This is a genomic window from Streptomyces sp. NPDC014891 (assembly GCF_043081085.1).
Lineage (GTDB): Bacteria > Actinomycetota > Actinomycetes > Streptomycetales > Streptomycetaceae > Streptomyces.
Window position 1 is genome coordinate 119,242 of sequence record NZ_JBIBWF010000002.1, and the last position, 14,594, is coordinate 133,835.

15 protein-coding genes and 1 other RNA gene are annotated in these 14,594 nt (G+C 75.1%); 8 read left to right on the plus strand and 8 right to left on the minus strand.

The window, feature by feature from the left end; translation table 11 throughout:
- Nucleotides 1-3 precede the first annotated feature (3 nt).
- Both ACF09E_RS05155 and ACF09E_RS05160 read right to left on the minus strand, forming a co-directional pair.
- Nucleotides 4-987 (minus strand): small ribosomal subunit Rsm22 family protein, encoded by a 984-nt coding sequence (locus ACF09E_RS05155; protein WP_392203945.1) that lies wholly within the window; start codon nt 985-987, stop codon nt 4-6.
- Between the two features lie 9 nt (nt 988-996).
- Nucleotides 997-2,322, minus strand: coding sequence for a Bcr/CflA family multidrug efflux MFS transporter (locus ACF09E_RS05160; RefSeq protein ID WP_392043396.1), 1,326 nt, complete (start codon nt 2,320-2,322; stop codon nt 997-999).
- Between the two features lie 83 nt (nt 2,323-2,405).
- On the opposite strand from ACF09E_RS05160, the gene ACF09E_RS05165 reads away from it, so the two are divergent.
- Nucleotides 2,406-3,446 (plus strand): Gfo/Idh/MocA family protein, encoded by a 1,041-nt coding sequence (locus ACF09E_RS05165; protein ID WP_392203946.1) that lies wholly within the window; start codon nt 2,406-2,408, stop codon nt 3,444-3,446.
- Here the strand turns inward: ACF09E_RS05165 and ACF09E_RS05170 are convergent.
- Complete coding sequence (locus tag ACF09E_RS05170; RefSeq protein ID WP_392203947.1) at nt 3,433-5,073, minus strand: alkaline phosphatase D family protein; 1,641 nt, start codon at nt 5,071-5,073, stop codon at nt 3,433-3,435. The genes ACF09E_RS05165 and ACF09E_RS05170 overlap by 14 nt on opposite strands.
- 135 nt (nt 5,074-5,208) lie before the next feature.
- On the opposite strand from ACF09E_RS05170, the gene ACF09E_RS05175 reads away from it, so the two are divergent.
- Complete coding sequence (locus ACF09E_RS05175; protein WP_392203948.1) at nt 5,209-5,952, plus strand: SDR family oxidoreductase; 744 nt, start codon at nt 5,209-5,211, stop codon at nt 5,950-5,952.
- Between the two features lie 102 nt (nt 5,953-6,054).
- On the opposite strand, the gene ACF09E_RS05180 is transcribed toward ACF09E_RS05175, so the two are convergent.
- Nucleotides 6,055-6,378 carry a nuclear transport factor 2 family protein gene (locus tag ACF09E_RS05180; protein ID WP_392203949.1) on the minus strand — a complete coding sequence of 108 codons (324 nt, stop codon included), beginning with the start codon at nt 6,376-6,378 and terminating at the stop codon, nt 6,055-6,057.
- A 306-nt stretch (nt 6,379-6,684) separates the two neighbouring features.
- Here ACF09E_RS05180 and ACF09E_RS05185 point away from each other — a divergent pair, with 306 nt between their 5' ends.
- Nucleotides 6,685-7,140 carry a hypothetical protein gene (locus ACF09E_RS05185; protein WP_392203950.1) on the plus strand — a complete coding sequence of 152 codons (456 nt, stop codon included), beginning with the start codon at nt 6,685-6,687 and terminating at the stop codon, nt 7,138-7,140.
- A gap of 166 nt (nt 7,141-7,306) precedes the next feature.
- Here ACF09E_RS05185 and ACF09E_RS05190 read toward each other — a convergent pair whose 3' ends face one another.
- The gene (locus tag ACF09E_RS05190; RefSeq protein ID WP_392203951.1) at nt 7,307-7,768 is read right to left on the minus strand and encodes a VOC family protein; all 462 of its coding nucleotides are present in this window, start codon (nt 7,766-7,768) and stop codon (nt 7,307-7,309) included.
- Nucleotides 7,769-7,914: 146 nt separating this feature from the next.
- Between ACF09E_RS05190 and ACF09E_RS05195 the strand changes: the two genes are divergently transcribed.
- From ACF09E_RS05195 to ACF09E_RS05205, 3 genes are all read left to right on the plus strand, one after another.
- Nucleotides 7,915-8,886, plus strand: a complete 972-nt coding sequence (locus tag ACF09E_RS05195; RefSeq protein WP_392203952.1) for a helix-turn-helix transcriptional regulator — start codon at nt 7,915-7,917, stop codon at nt 8,884-8,886.
- A 23-nt stretch (nt 8,887-8,909) separates the two neighbouring features.
- Nucleotides 8,910-9,311 carry a VOC family protein gene (locus ACF09E_RS05200; RefSeq protein WP_392203953.1) on the plus strand — a complete coding sequence of 134 codons (402 nt, stop codon included), beginning with the start codon at nt 8,910-8,912 and terminating at the stop codon, nt 9,309-9,311.
- 75 nt (nt 9,312-9,386) lie between these two features.
- Nucleotides 9,387-9,893 carry a DUF1203 domain-containing protein gene (locus ACF09E_RS05205; RefSeq protein WP_392203954.1) on the plus strand — a complete coding sequence of 169 codons (507 nt, stop codon included), beginning with the start codon at nt 9,387-9,389 and terminating at the stop codon, nt 9,891-9,893.
- Between the two features lie 43 nt (nt 9,894-9,936).
- Here ACF09E_RS05205 and ACF09E_RS05210 read toward each other — a convergent pair whose 3' ends face one another.
- Both ACF09E_RS05210 and rnpB read right to left on the minus strand, forming a co-directional pair.
- The gene (locus tag ACF09E_RS05210) at nt 9,937-10,710 is read right to left on the minus strand and encodes a glycosyltransferase family 2 protein (RefSeq protein ID WP_392203955.1); all 774 of its coding nucleotides are present in this window, start codon (nt 10,708-10,710) and stop codon (nt 9,937-9,939) included.
- A 218-nt stretch (nt 10,711-10,928) separates the two neighbouring features.
- Nucleotides 10,929-11,327, minus strand: an RNA gene (gene rnpB / locus ACF09E_RS05215) — RNase P RNA component class A.
- Between the two features lie 110 nt (nt 11,328-11,437).
- Between rnpB and ACF09E_RS05220 the strand changes: the two genes are divergently transcribed.
- Together ACF09E_RS05220 and ACF09E_RS05225 are read left to right on the plus strand one after the other, a co-directional pair.
- Nucleotides 11,438-12,208 carry a MerR family transcriptional regulator gene (locus tag ACF09E_RS05220; protein WP_392203956.1) on the plus strand — a complete coding sequence of 257 codons (771 nt, stop codon included), beginning with the start codon at nt 11,438-11,440 and terminating at the stop codon, nt 12,206-12,208.
- Nucleotides 12,205-13,104: a hypothetical protein gene (locus tag ACF09E_RS05225; protein ID WP_392203957.1), complete on the plus strand. Its 900-nt coding sequence runs from the start codon at nt 12,205-12,207 to the stop codon at nt 13,102-13,104. The genes ACF09E_RS05220 and ACF09E_RS05225 overlap by 4 nt, the downstream gene beginning before the upstream one ends.
- On the opposite strand, the gene ACF09E_RS05230 is transcribed toward ACF09E_RS05225, so the two are convergent.
- Entirely contained in the window at nt 13,049-14,491 is a 1,443-nt protein-coding gene (locus ACF09E_RS05230; protein ID WP_392203958.1) for an RNB domain-containing ribonuclease, read from the minus strand. The two genes, ACF09E_RS05225 and ACF09E_RS05230, sit on opposite strands and share 56 nt — an antisense overlap.
- Nucleotides 14,492-14,594 lie beyond the last annotated feature (103 nt).

Below are 14,594 nucleotides of genomic sequence, written 5' to 3' on the forward strand. Positions count from 1 at the left end.
CCGTCAGCCCTCGTCCTCCGGCGGCCAGGAGTCGCCCCACTCCGCGTCGCGGGCCTGCCGGTACAGCGGGCCGTGCCGCTTGGTGACCGTGTCGCGGCCCAGCCCGTCCGGGCCGCACAGGTCGAGCAGGACCATGCCCTTGCGGATCTGCGGCCTGCGCGTGATGCGGGAGGCGGCCGGCGAGGGCGGGAGCCGGGTCGCCGCCACGTAGGCGTACTTCTCGTCCTCGTAGGGCAGCGAGCCGCCCTTGACCTGCCGGTGCAGCGAGGAGCGGCTGACCCGGGCCGCGAAGTGGCACCAGTCCGTGCCCGGCTCGATCGGGCAGGCCCCGCTGTGCGGGCAGGGCGCGGCGACCGTGAACCCGGCCTCGATCAGCAGGGTGCGGGCGGCGATGATCCGCTCGTAGCCGTCGGGGGTGCCGGGCTCGACGATCACGACCGTCTGCGCGGCCCGCGCGGTCTCGGTCACGAGGGCGGCCCGGTCGGCCGGGGTCAGCTCCTTGAGCACGTACGACACGGTGACCAGGTCCGTGTCGTCGAGCTTCAGCGCGCCGCCGATCCTGGCCGTGCGCCACTCGGCGTCCAGGGCGCCGGCGGCCAGTTCGCGGCCCAGCGCGAGGGCCGGCTCGGCCCAGTCCAGGACCGTGCTGCGGGGCGGCCGCTCCGCCCAGGCCTCGGCGACGGCCCAGCTCGCCGCGCCCGTGCCGCCGCCGACGTCCGTGTGGGTGCGCGGCTCCCAGTCGGGCGCCGCCGCGCGCAGGGCGGCGAGGGCGCCCCGTACCGCCTCGAAGGTCGCCGGCATCCGGTACGCGGCGTACGCGGCGACGTCGGAGCGGTCGCGGAGCACGGGGGCGTCCGTCGGGGTGGTCCCCCGGTAGTTGGCGATCAGCCGGTCGACGGCCTGGGCGGCCTGCTTGGGCGGCAGCCCGCCGAGGAGCCCGGCGAGGGCGGCGCGCAGCGAGTCGGCGGAGGGAGCGGAGGCGTTCACCGACCCAGTCTAGGCGGCGGGCCCGGTGGTCCCGGGGGCCCGGACCGGCCGGCCCGCCCCGGCCGACCGCCACGGGCGGCACAGGCCCAGGAAGCAGGCCAGGGCCAGGACGGCGCAGCTCAGCTGGACGACCGCCATCGGCACGGCGGTGTGCTCGCCGGCGATGCCGACGAGCGGGGAGGCGACGGCGCCGACGAGGAACGACGTGGTGCCGAGGAGCGCGGAGGCGGAGCCGGCGGCGTGCGGGGTGCGCATCAGGGCCTGGGCGTTGGTGTTCGGCATCGCGAGGCCCATCGCGGACATCAGGACGAAGAGCCCGGCCGCGACCGGCGCGAGTCCGACCTTCCCGAAGACGCCGGCGGTCATGAGGAGCAGCGCGAGCGAGGCGACGAGGATCGTCCCGAGGCCCCAGCCCAGCGCCTTGTCGAGGCTGACGCGGCCGACGAGCAGCTTGCCGTTGATCTGGCCGACGGCGACCAGGCCGATCGAGTTGAGGCCGAAGAGCAGGCTGAAGGTCTGCGGCGAGGCCCCGTAGATCTCCTGGACGACGAACGGCGAGGCCGAGATGTACGCGAAGAGGGCGGCGAAGGCGAGGCCGCCGGTCAGCATGTACCCGGCGAAGACGCGGTCGCCGATCAGTCCCCTCATCGTGCGCAGGGCCTGCCCGACCCCGCCCTCGTGCCGGCGCTCGGGCGGCAGCGTCTCGGCGAGGAAGCGCCAGACGACCAGGGTGAGGAGGACGCCGATGACGGTGAGGACGTGGAAGACGCCCCGCCAGTCGGTGATCCGGAGGATCTGGCCGCCGATGAGGGGCGCGATGACCGGGGCGACGCCGGAGATCAGCATGAGGGTGGAGAAGAACCGGGCCATCTCCACGCCGTCGTACAGGTCGCGGACGACCGCGCGGGCGATGACGATGCCGGCGGCGCCGGCGAGTCCCTGGAGCAGCCGGAAGGCGATGAGCAGTTCGGCGGAGGGGGCGAGCGCGCAGACGGCGGTGGCCAGGACGTACACGATCATGCCGACGAGCAGGGGGCGGCGACGACCCCACTTGTCGCTCATGGGGCCGACGACGAGCTGGCCGAGGGCCATGCCGGCGAGGCAGGCGGTGAGGGTGAGCTGGACGGTGGCGGCGGGGGCGTTCAGCGCGCCGGTGACCTCGGGCAGGGCCGGGAGGTACATGTCCATGGAGAGCGGGGGCAGCGCGGTGAGCCCGCCGAGGACGAGGGTGACGAGCAGCCCGGTGCGCCGGGCGGCGGTGACGGACTCCGCCGGAGCGACCGGAGTGCTCTCGGTTATGTGTCCTTGTGTTGCTTTCTGACCGCTCTCCGGCATCGACTGCTCCATATCGTTGAATCCTTGCCTATGCTCTCAGCTCGATCGGCATGGTCGAGACCTCTGTGGGACGGGTGGGGTACATGAGTGACACGGTGCGCTGGGGAATCCTGGCGACGGGCGGCATGGCGGAGCGGTTCACCACGGACCTGCTCACTCTCGACGGCGCCGAGGTCGTCGCGGTGGCGTCCCGCACGGACGCCTCCGCCCGGGCCTTCGCGGACCGGTTCGGCATCCCGCGGGCGTACGGCGGGTGGGACGGGCTCTTCGCCGACGAGGACGTCGACGTGGTCTACGTGGCGACCCCGCACCACGCCCACCGCGAGGCGGCCGGCCGCGCCCTGGAGGCGGGCAGGGCGGTGCTCTGCGAGAAGGCTCTCACGCTCAACGCCCGCGAGGCAGAGGAACTCGTCACCCTGTCCCGGGACCGCGGCCTCTTCCTCATGGAGGCCATGTGGATGTACTGCAACCCGCTGATCCGGCGGCTCGCGGAGCTGGTACGCGACGGGGCGATCGGCGAGATCAGGACCGTGCAGGCCGACTTCGGGCTCGCGGGCCCCTTCCCGGCGGACCACCGGCTGCGGGACCCCGCGGTGGGCGGCGGGGCGCTGCTCGACCTCGGGGTGTACCCGGTGTCGCTGGCCCAGCTGCTCCTCGGCGAGCCGGACAGCGTCCACGCGCACGCGCTGCTCTCGCCGGAGGGCGTCGACCTGAACACCGGCATGCTGCTCGGCTGGTCGGACTCCGGGGCCTCGGCCCTGCTGTCCTGCTCGCTCGACGCGGACACCCCGCTGACGGCCTCGGTCACCGGCTCGCTGGGCCGGATCGACCTCCCCCGCGGCTTCTTCTTCCCGGAACGCCTCACCCTCCACCGCGCCGGCCGCGAGCCCGAGGTGATCACCGCGCCGGAGGACCCGCACTCCCTCCGGCACGAGGCCGCCGAGGTCGTGCGCTGCCTGCGGTCCGGTCTGACGGAGTCCCCGCTCGTCCCCCTCGACGGCTCGCTCGCGGTGATGCGGACGCTCGACGCGGTACGGGACCGCATCGGCGTCCGCTACCCGCAGGAGGCCGTGCCCGGGCCGCGCGGGGCATCCGACGACGGTTCGGGGCTCACGCGGGCGTGAGCCCCGGGTTCCCGGCCTCCGTGACGAAGGAGCCGGCCGTGGCGACGGGAGCGCCCGGGGCCGTGACGTACGGCACCGTCCGGAAGTCGGCCCGGGCGGCCTCCTCCCCGAGCGCGACCGTCACGTAGCCGCGCCGCCCGTTGAAGAACCTCAGGTGCGGGTTGGCCTGCATGAGCTTGTCGTAGTTCGACGGGCGGTCGGCGCCGTCCTTGCCGCTGCTGATCGAGGTGGCGACGATCTCGGTGCCGACGGTCCGCGAGGACGGGTCGCGGAAGTCGGCCTTGAGGTCCAGGCCGTAGCCGACGTGGACGTCCCCGGTGAGCACCATCAGGTTCTCCACCCCCGCGGCCCCGGCACCGGCGAGGAGCCGCCGCCGGGAGGCCGGGTAGCCGTCCCAGGAGTCCATCGACAGCTTGAAGTCGGCGGTGGCGCGGTCGCGCCGCTCGGCCAGGACGACCTGCTGCGGCAGGACGTTCCAGCGGGACCGGGAGCCGCGCCAGCCGTCCAGCAGCCACCTCTCCTGCGCGGCACCGGTCATCGTCCGCGCCGGGGCCTCCGACTCCGGGCCCGGGACCTGCCAGCCGTCGCCGTACGCCTGGTCGGAGCGGTACTGGCGGGTGTCGAGGATGTCGAACTGGGCGAGCCGCCCGAAGCGCAGCCGCCGGTAGAGCCGCATGTCGGGGCCCTGGGGCCGCTGGGGTGCGCGGAGCGGCTGGTGCTCCCAGTAGGCGCGGTAGGCGGCGGCGCGGCGGAGCAGGAACTCCTCCGGCGGGACGTCGTTCTCGGGGGTGCCGCCCGCGTAGTTGTTCTCGGTCTCGTGGTCGTCCCAGGTGACGACGAAGGGATGGGCGGCGTGCGCGGCGCGCAGGTCGGGGTCCGACTTGTAGAGGCCGTACCGGAGCCGGTAGTCGTCCAGGGTGAGCGTCTCGCGGGCGAAGACGGCCGGGAGGGTCCGGTCGGTGTAGGCACGGGCGCCGCCGGTGGCGTTCACGGCGTACTCGTAGAGGTAGTCGCCGAGGTGGAAGACGACGTCCACGTCCTCCTGCGCGAGGTGGCGGTAGGCCGTGAAGTAGCCGTCGTGGTAGGCCTGGCAGGAGACGGCCGCGAGCTTCAGGCCGGTGGTGCGGGCCCAGGGGGCGGGTGCGGTGCGGGTGCGGCCGACGGGGCTGGTCCAGTCGCCGACGCGGAAGCGGTAGAAGAAGTCCCGGCCGGCGTCCAGGTGCTCGACCTCGACGTGCACCGTGTGCGAGAACTCCGGGTGCGCGGTGGCCAGGCCGCGGCGCACGGTCCGGGTGAAGCGCTCGTCGAGGGCGAGCTCCCAGCGGACCGGGACCCGGACGGCGGGCAGCCCGCCGCCGGGCTCGAAGGGGCGGGGCGCGAGCCTGGTCCAGAGCAGGACGGAGCCGGGCAGGGGGTCGCCGGACGCCACGCCGAGGGTGAACGGGTCCTCGGTCAGCCGGCGCCCGTCGAGCTCGGCGGCGGCGGCCGAGCCCGCGAGCGGAAGCTGCGTGGCGAAGGCGAGCGCGGCGGCGGCCCCGGTGGCGGTGAGGAACCGACGGCGCGCCAGGTGGCGTGCGGCGGCGCGGAGTTCGTCGGAATGCTCGTGGACGTCGTGTACGCGGTTCATGTGCCCCTCCCCAGACGGATGCGGTCCGTCGGTCATTCGAGGGGGGCGGGACGACCTCGCGTTGTCGGGTACAGGACATCCACGTGTCGGGACGGTGAGTTCACGGGGCATGCGTCTCGCGTACGCTGCGCGCCCATGAGCATCGCAGTGGTGACGGGAGCGGGATCGGGCATCGGCCGGAGTGTGGCCCTCGCCCTGGCGGCGGCGGGCTGGTCGGTGGCCCTGGCGGGCCGCCGGGCGGGCGCCCTGGAGGAGACTGCGGCGGCGGCGCCCGACGGAGACTTCCTGGCCGTCCCCACGGACGTCACCTCGGCGGACGAGGTGTCCGCCCTCTTCGCGGCGGTCCGGGACCGCTACGGACGCGTCGACCTGCTCTTCAACAACGCGGGTACGTTCGCGGGCGGCGGCGTCCCCGTCGAGGACCTGGACCCGGACACCTGGCGCGCGGTCGTCGACGTCAACCTGACCGGCGCGTTCCTGTGCGCCCAGGCGGCGTTCCGGACCATGCGGGAGCAGGACCCGCAGGGCGGCCGCATCATCAACAACGGCTCGATCTCGGCCCATGTGCCGCGCCCGCACTCGATCGCGTACACGGCGACGAAGCACGCGATGACGGGCCTGACGAAGTCGCTGTCGCTCGACGGGCGCCCGTACCGGATCGCCTGCGGGCAGCTCGACATCGGCAACGCGGCGACGGACATGACGGCCCGCATGCAGTCCGGCATCCTCCAGGCCAACGGCGAGACGGCCGTGGAGCCGGTCATGGACGCGGCGGACGTCGCGGCGACGGTGGTGCACATGGCGGCCCTGCCTCTGGAGGCCAACGTGCAGTTCGCGACGGTGATGGCGACGGCGATGCCGTACATCGGGCGGGGCTGACCGCCCGGCATCCGGCCCCGGGGCGGGGGCGCGGGCGGACCCCGAGCCCGTCCGCCGCGGGCGGACGGGCTCAGGAGGCGGACGAGGGGCCCGTAGGGACCGTCAGGCCTGGCCGGTCTCGAAGCGCGCGACCTTGCCGCCGTCGACGACGAAGCGCCAACGGGTCTTCATCTCGCCCCAGGTGTCGTTCCGGAACCGGGCGACGAGGTCGAGGCCGCCGCCCTTCTCCGACTCGACCTCCATGTGCCCGCGCGAGGAGAAGATCTCCCGGTCGGTCCACTCCGAGAGGTCCCGGTCGGACCCGTCGTCGGACATGGTGGCACCGGGGGTCAGAGCCTCCCGGAAAGCCGTCTGGTCATGGGCGTTGATGGCCGCGACGAAGGCGCGCACGGCGGGGTCGGTGAGCCGCTCCACGGGAATGGTCATGCCCTAGCCGTACACCGCGCGGACCGGCCCGACCGGCGACCACGCCGTGCGCCTGCGGCGTGTCGGCGGACGCGCTGGGCCACCTGGGCGAGCGGCCCGCCGGGGCGGGATCCCGGGGCCCCGCCCCGGGCCGGGCCCGCCGAACGGCCCACGCGGCCTGCCCCTCCCCGGCGACTTCCCGGCTCCACACGGCCCAGGACCCGCGTGTGCACCGGCGCCGGCCCCGCACGGTGGGGCACCGTCCTCGGAGCGCCGCACACAGGCGGCCGGACGCGGACAACCGACCCGCGGAACGCAGGAGGAGCGATGGCGAACGCCGGCAAGGTCGTGAAGCTGTACGCGAAGGGGGCCCCGGTCGGGGTCGAGGAGGGAGCCGTCGTCGGCTTCCTCGCCGATCCGGCCGGGGCCGGGGAGTGGCTGGTCACCCGGGAGCGCGAGGGCTTCCGCTTCACCGCCAAGGGGACGGAGGAGACGATCACCGCGGAGGGCACGGAGCGGGCGCCGGTCGTGGTCCGCCCCGACGACTCCCCGGCCTCCGTCTGGCGCCTCCAGCGCGTCGACGGCGGGGAGGGAGCGGGCGGGGCCGTCACGCTCACCACCCTCACCGCGCTCGCCGACCTCCGGGACGGCACGTACGTGATCGACCAGAACGGCCTGGCACTGGGCCGCGACCTGTTCGAGGACCGTTCCCCGCTCCCGAAGCGGATCTTCGTCCGCACGGACGACCGGGACCCGCAGTGGCGGATCGAGGTGCTCGACTAGGACGGCCGGGGCGGCGGGCGGTACGGAGGACCGGGGCTGAGGCGGTACGAGGGGGCTGGGGCCGAGGCGGTCACGGAGGACCGGGGCCGAGGGCCCGGACGACGGGCCGGCGACCAGGGGGCCCGGCGGTGCGGGGCGGCCACGGCCAGGGGCCGCCCGCCGCCCCTCAGTCCAGGCAGAACTCGTTGCCCTCCGGATCCGCCATCACGATCCACCCGTTGCTCATCGGCGGCTCCGGCTCGAAGCGGCGCAGCCGGGTTCCCCCCAGGGCCACCAGCCGCTCGCACTCGGCCTCCAGGGCCGCCATCCGCTCGTCTCCCTCCAGACCCGGCGCCACCCGCACGTCGAGGTGGACCCGGTTCTTCGCCTCCTTGCCCTCCGGCACCTGCTGGAAGAACACCCGGGGCCCCTCGCCCTCCGGGTCCTCCACGGCCGATCGCGTGTTGCGCTGCTCCTCCGGCACCCCGAGGCCCGCGAGGAAGCCGTCCCACGCGGCCAGCGGGTCGGCCCCCTCCGGGAGTTCGACCCCGGGCGGGCCCGGGTGGACGTACCCGAGGACGTCCCGCCAGAAGGTCGACAGCGCTGCCGGGTCGTGCGCGTCGAACGTGACCTGGAATCGGCGGCTCATCGTGCTGCTCCGTTCATCTCGTCGTACGGGCGGCGGGAGCGGCGGCGGTCCGCGTGTCGGCGCGGACCCGCACCCGTGGCCTCTGCGCCCACCCTGGCACCCGAGGCGGACAGAATCGGTCCGCCACCTCTGGCAGGCTGACCCGCATGGACGAACTGGGTACGACCGAGCGGGTGCTCACCCTCCTCGGCCTGTTGCAGCGGCGCCGCGCCTGGTCCGGCCCCGAGCTGGCCGAGCGGCTCGGCGTCACCCCTCGCACGGTCCGCCGCGACGTCGAGCGGCTCCGCACGCTCGGCTACCCCGTGCACGCCGGCCAGGGGATCGGCGGCGGCTACCGGCTGGGCCGCGGGCAGGACCTGCCGCCGCTCCTCCTCGACGACGAGGAGGCCACCGCGACCGCGGTCTCCCTGCTGGCCGGGGCCACCGCCGGGACCGGCGATGCCACGCTCCGGGCGCTGACCAAGCTGGACCAGGTGCTGCCGACCCGGCTGCGGCACGAGGTGCGCGCCCTGTCGGGCTCGGTCGAGTTCTTCGGCGCGGGCCGCGCCCCCGTCGAGCCCGAGGTGCTGCTGATCCTGGCCGGTGCCTGCCGCGACGAGGTCGAGGCGGCCTTCGACTACCCCTCCGGCGGCACGCCGCGGCCCCGCCGGGTCGAACCCCACCGGCTGGTCGCCTCCGACCGGCGCTGGTACCTCCTGGCGTACGACCTCGACCGCGACGACTGGCGCACCTTCCGCGTGGACCGGATGACGGCGGTGACCGCGCGGACGTGGCGCTTCCGGCCCCGGCCCGCGCCGGACGCGGCGGAGTACGTGCAGGAGGGAGTCGCGAGCCGCGTGTACGCCCACCGGGCACGCTTCCTCGTGCACGCGCCGGCGGAGACGGTCCGGGCTCAGGTCCCGTCCTCGGCGGCCGTCGTACGGGAGCGGGACGGGGGCCGCTGCGAGGTGCTGAGCGGCGCCGCCGACCTCGACCGGGTCCTGCTGCACGTCCTTCTCCTCGGGCACGAGTTCGACGTCCTCGACCCTCCGGAACTCGGGGACCGCTGCCGGGCCCTGGCGGAGCGGCTGCTGTCGGCCGCCACGCCGCCGGCCGGCGACGAAGCGGCGGAGGCGTAGACCCCGGGCGTAGGGTCGCGGGCATGGCATGCCGCATCAGCGAACTGGTCGTCGACTGCGCCGATCCCGAGGCGCTCGCCGCGTTCTGGAGCGAGGTCCTGGGTTACGTCGAGCTCGGGCGGGAGGACGACGGAAGCATCGAGATCGGTCCGCCCGGGGTCGGCTTCGGCGGTCCGCAGCCCACGCTCGTCCTCAGTCCCAGCAGCGATCCGCGGCGGGGGAAGCTCCCGCTGCACATCGACGTCAATCCCACCGACCGCGACCAGGAGGCCGAGTGGGAGCGGCTGCTCGCGCTCGGCGCCCGGCCGGCGGACGTCGGGCAGAACGGCACCGAGAACTGGAAGGTGCTGGCCGACCCGGAGGGCAACGAGTTCTGCCTCCTGCACCGCAGGCTCCCGCCGCTGGCTTCCGACGACACCCCCTAGGCGTGCCGGGCGGGCCGGGAGCGTCGCGTCCGAATGGCGCCAGCGGTGCGGGCGACGGCGGGTGACGCTGGTGGCATGAGCAACGAGACCGCCTACACCGCCCGCGCCCTGACCCCCTCCGCCCACGCCGAGCTGCGGGTCGCGGACGACGCCGGCCGTGCCTGCGTCCCGCACCGCGCCGTCGAGGGCGGCGATCCGCTCCGCTGCTGTCTGCGCCCGTCCCTGCCGGGCGAGCGGATCGCCCTCGTCTCGTACGCGCCGCTGCGGCGCTGGGCGGCCGGGACGGGCGCCGATCCCGGGGCCTACGACGAGCAGGGCCCGGTCTTCGTCCACGCGGAGGAGTGCGGCGGCCCGGCGCCGTCGACGACGTATCCCTTCGCCCGCGCCGGGGCGCTCCGGACCCTCCGCCGGTACGACGCGGCGGGCCGGATCGTCGGCGGCCGGCTGCTGGAGATCCCGGAGGCGGCGTCGGAGGGCTTCGACCGGGCGTTCGCCGAGGCCTTCGCCGATCCGGCCGTGGCGCTGGTCCACGTCCGGGCGGTCGAGTACGGCTGCTTCCACTTCGAGGTCCGCAGGCCCTGAGCGGCGGACCCGGCGACCGTTCGAACGGCCCCGGGTGCCGTTGCTAGATGCGCGAGTTGCGCAGCGACTGCCACACGGCGCCGGCCAGACCCCGGGTCGCCCGCGGGACGGACAGGCCCTCGTGGCGGCGGTACAGCTCCCAGTTGTACTGGACCAGGGACAGCTTGTTGGAGGACAGGGAGCCGGCCTGGTGGGCGCGGTAGACCGCGAGCGGCTCGGCCAGACCGCGCGCGTCGGCGCCGTCGCGCATGATCGACAGCCAGAGGGCGTAGTCCTGGCGCTTCCGCATCTCCGGCATCAGGCGTGTGCCGAGGACGGAGCGGTCGTACATGGCGGTCAGCGCGCCGATGTAGTCGCGGACCAGCATCGCGCGGTAGTCCACGTGCGCGCGGGCGCGGACCACGCGCCCGTTGGGCTCGAAGTCGGTGCTCTCGCCCGCGTAGTCGGCGTCCATCTTGTAGTACGAGGTGAACGTCAGGGGCGCGGTGCCCTCCGCGGCGAAGGCGACCTGCCGCTCGGTCTTCTCCGGGAGCCACATGTCGTCGCTGTCGAGGAAGGCGACGTAGTCCCCGCGGGCCCGCTCGATGGCGAGGTTCCGGGCCCGGCCGGCACCGCCCTGCTCCGGCGCGGACGCCGGCTTGACGCGCTCGTCGCGCCGGGCGAACTCCATGAGCAGGTCCATCGAGTCGTCGGTGGACTTGTCGTCGGTGACCAGGAGCTCCAGGTCGGTGTGGGTCTGCGACAGCACCGACCGGACCGCCGCGCCGAGCGTCGCCGCGGAGTTGTAGACGGGCATCACGACGGACACCAGGGGCACAGCGGTTCTCCTTGCTCGGGCGGGGACGACCGTCCCATTCAAACACTGGAATCGTAGGGGTCCGGCCGGGCCCCGGAGGACCCGCGCCCCGGCGGTCCGAGTGGTCGGCCCGTCCCCCGGGTGCCGCGCCCCGGGGCGCTCTCGCGGGCGGCGCCGGTACGGCAAGAGGCCCCCGACCAGGTGGAACACCCGGGCGGGGGCCCTTGCGGAACGGCCGGCAGACGAGTCGGGCTGTACGCCGGGTTCTGTCCCCCGGGACCTCGCGGTCGTCGGGGCGACGGCCATCCATCTAGGACCGGCGTTGCCGCCGGCCTCCTGCGGTCTACCCGCGGACTCGGGCGAGCAGCCCTCGAACATCCGCGCAGGGACACCGGGGTGTCCCCTCTTGACCTTGCTCCGAGTGGGGTTTACCTAGCCGCCTGAGTCGCCTCAGGCGCTGGTGGTCTCTTACACCACCGTTTCACCCTTACCGAGGACCGAGGTCCCCGGCGGTCTGTTTTCTGTGGCACTGTCCCGCGGGTCACCCCGGGTGGCCGTTAGCCACCACCCTGCTCTGTGGAGCCCGGACGTTCCTCGGGGAGATCCGGGGATCTCCACGCGGCCGCCCGCCCGGCTCGTCTGCCGTGCCGACCATGCTACCCGGCGATCAGGAGGGCGGCGGACTCCCCCGGAGGGACCGGCGGACCGTCCTTGACCTTGTCGCAGCGTCAGGGTTTCTACTGGGCTCATGCGTATCGGCGAGATCGCCGCCCTGGTCGGGGTCACCCCCCGCGCCGTGCGGCACTACCACCAGTCGGGACTGCTGCCCGAGCCGCCCCGGCGGGCCAACGGGTACCGGGAGTACGGCGTCCGGGACGCCGTGCTGCTCGCCCGTGTCCGGCGGCTCACCGAGCTGGGCCTGGGCCTGGACGAGGTCCGGGGCGTGCTCGCCGACGACGAGGGGCGGGGGCTCGCCGAGGTGCTGGAAGAGCTCGACGCGGACCTCGCGCGCCAGGAGGCGGAGATCCGGGGACGGCGCGCACGGCTGTCCGGCCTCCTCGCCGAGGCCCGGGCCGGCCGGCTTCCGGCCGACGGGCCGCTGTCGCCCGAGCTCAGCGCCCTGCTCGCCGGTCTGGGCGAGCTGCCCGAGTCCCCCATGGCGGCGAAGGACCGGCAGATCCTGGCCCTGATGGACGTCGTCGTGCCCGAGGAGGAGCGGGCCCGGCTGATGGGGCTGATGGCGGGAGCGGCCGAGCGCGCGCACGAGGTGTACCCGCTGCTCGACGCCCTCTCCGGGGCGGAGGCGGACGACCCGCGGGTCGCCGCGGCGGCCCGCGTGCTGGCCGACTGCCTGCCGGACGAGCTGGGGGCGTCCCTGCCGCCGGACGCGGCGGACGGCCCCGGCTCCTTCGACGGCTCCCTCGCGGACGCCCTCTTCGCGGACCTCGCACCCGCCCAGTCGGCGGCCGTCCGGCTGGCGATCCGCCTGGTCGGGGAGCGACGGGAGGAGAACCGGTGACCCGCGGGACGCCGGCCGCCACCCCGGCCGAGGCGAAGGCGGGCTCCGGCGGCGGGCCCGGCGGGGTGCGTCTGCTCCGTCCGCTCGCCTACGCGGTGCTGCCCGCCGAGGTCGTCCTGGCCGTCCTGCTCGTCGGCGGGTTCCGGATCCCCGCGGCCGTGTGGGCGGGCGTCGAGCTCCTCGTCGGCGCGCTGCTGCTCGCCGAGGTCCTCGCGTACCTGCGGCTGCGGCGCCGGGGGCTCTCACGGCGGGAGGTCCTGGCCGCGCTCGTGCCCGCGCCGGTGCTGCGGATCGTGGGGCACGAGCTGCGGATCATGGCGTGTCTGGGGCGGTGGGCGGCGCGGCGTCCGCACGGGGTGGAGGGGGTCGACGGGGTGTTCCCGCACGCCCGCGACCAGGCGGCGCTGATGTACGGCTTCGCGTTCGTGTGCGTGGTCGAGACCGTCGGCCTGTCGTACCTGCTCGCCGACTGGCCGGCGGTCCACGCGGTCGTCCTGGTCCTGGACGTGTACACCGTGCTGTTCGTCCTCGGTCTGCACGCGGCCGCCGCGACCCGCCCGCACACCCTCACCGGGGAGGTGCTGCGGCTCCGCCAGGCCGCGCACGTCGACGTGTCCGTGCCGCTGGGCCTGATCGCGTCCGTCCGCCACGATCCGGTGTTCTCCCACGAGCGGGCCGAGGGCGAGCTGAACCTGGCCGTCGGCTCCCAGACCTCGCTCACCGTCGAGCTGGCCGGGCCGATCGACGTGCCCCGGTTCTTCGGCCCGCCCCGGCCCGTCCGGCTGATCCGCTTCCACGCCGACGACGCCCGCGCCCTGCACCGCGCGCTCGCCCCGGCCGTCACGCGGGCGCGAACAGCACCTTCGCCGTCCCCGGATCCGCTTCCGCGAGCCTGACCCGCAGCCACTCCCCCAGCGGCAGGCGGGACGTGCCGCCCGCGATGCGGGCGACGACCGCCGGGTCGTCCAGGTGGACGGTGCCGACCGCCGGTTCGCGTTCCTTCACGTCGATCACGTAGGCGTCGAAGATCTCGCCGACCCGTTCCCTCAGCAGCGCGGCCTCGACGATGTCGACGCTCTCGCGTTCCACGGTGTTGGCGCGGCGCGAGCCGTCGGCCATCTCGTCGGGCAGGGCGGGCAGGGCGGCCCGTACCCACTCGGGCGGCTCGTCGCCCGCGACCGCCGCGACGCACAGCTCGCCCGCGTACCGGTCGACGAGGCGGCGGAGGGGCGCGGTGCAGTGGGTGTACTCGTCGGCGACGGCGGCGTGCACGGCCGGGGTGGGGACGTGGCCGTCGGTGAAGACGGTGTACCCGGCGCCCCTGAGCAGGGTGGTGCACTCCTGGAGGAAGGCGGCCTGGCGCGGGTCGGCGGGGTCCGCGGCCCGGACGACGTCGGCGTACGAGACGTGGTGCGGCCAGTCGACGCCGAGGGCCTGCGCGGAGCGGCGCAGCCGGGCGACGGCGCCGTCGGGGGCGGTGGGGAGGGTGCGCAGGATGCCGGTGCCGGCGGCGGTCATGAGGTCGGCGGCGGCCATGCCGGTGAGAAGGGAGATCTGGGCGTTCCAGCCGTCGGCGGGGAGCGGCGCGCGGTAGGCCAGGGAGTAGGTGTGGTCCTGCTCGACGATCTCCTGCTCGGGCACGTCGAGGGAGATCCCGCCGCGCTCGGCTTCCAGGGCCTCGCGGAGGCGTCCGACGTCCCGCAGGAGGGCCACCGGCTCCTCGGCGGTCCCGGTGTCGATCTGCCGCTGGACGCCCGCGTAGTCGAGTTTGGCGCGGCTGCGGACGAGGGCGCGGCGGACGTCGGTGGCGACGCGGCGGCCTTCGGCATCGAGGTCGATGCGCCAGAGGAGGGCGGGGCGGGGCTCGCCGGGGAGGAGGCTGGCGGCGCCCTCGGAGAGGACGGTGGGGTGGAGGGGGACCTTGCCGTCGGGGAAGTAGAGGGTGAGGACCCGCCGGTGGGCCTCGGCGTCGAGGGCGGAGCCGGGGGCGACGAAGGCGGCGACGTCGGCGATGGCGTAGTGGACGCGGTATCCGCCGTCGGCCCTGCGGGCCAGGTGCATGGCCTGGTCGAGGTCGGTGGAGGTCGGCGGGTCGACGGTGAAGAGGGGCAGGTCGGTGGCGTCGAGCGCCGGAAGCCGGGGGGCCTTGGCGGCGGCCTCGGCCTCGGCGAGGACGGCGGGCGGGAAGTCCTCGGGGACCGCGAGCTCGGTACGGAGTGCGCGCAGGGCGGCCCGCAGCGGAGCCTCGGCTGCGCCGGTCACATGGATGTGGCGGCGGGGCATGGACCGAGCGTAGGGGGACGGGAGGGGCGCGGCACCTCGTACGGCGGGGGCGTCGCCCCGCGGGCGGGGGCCGGATCGCCGCGGGCGGGGGCCGGATCGCCCG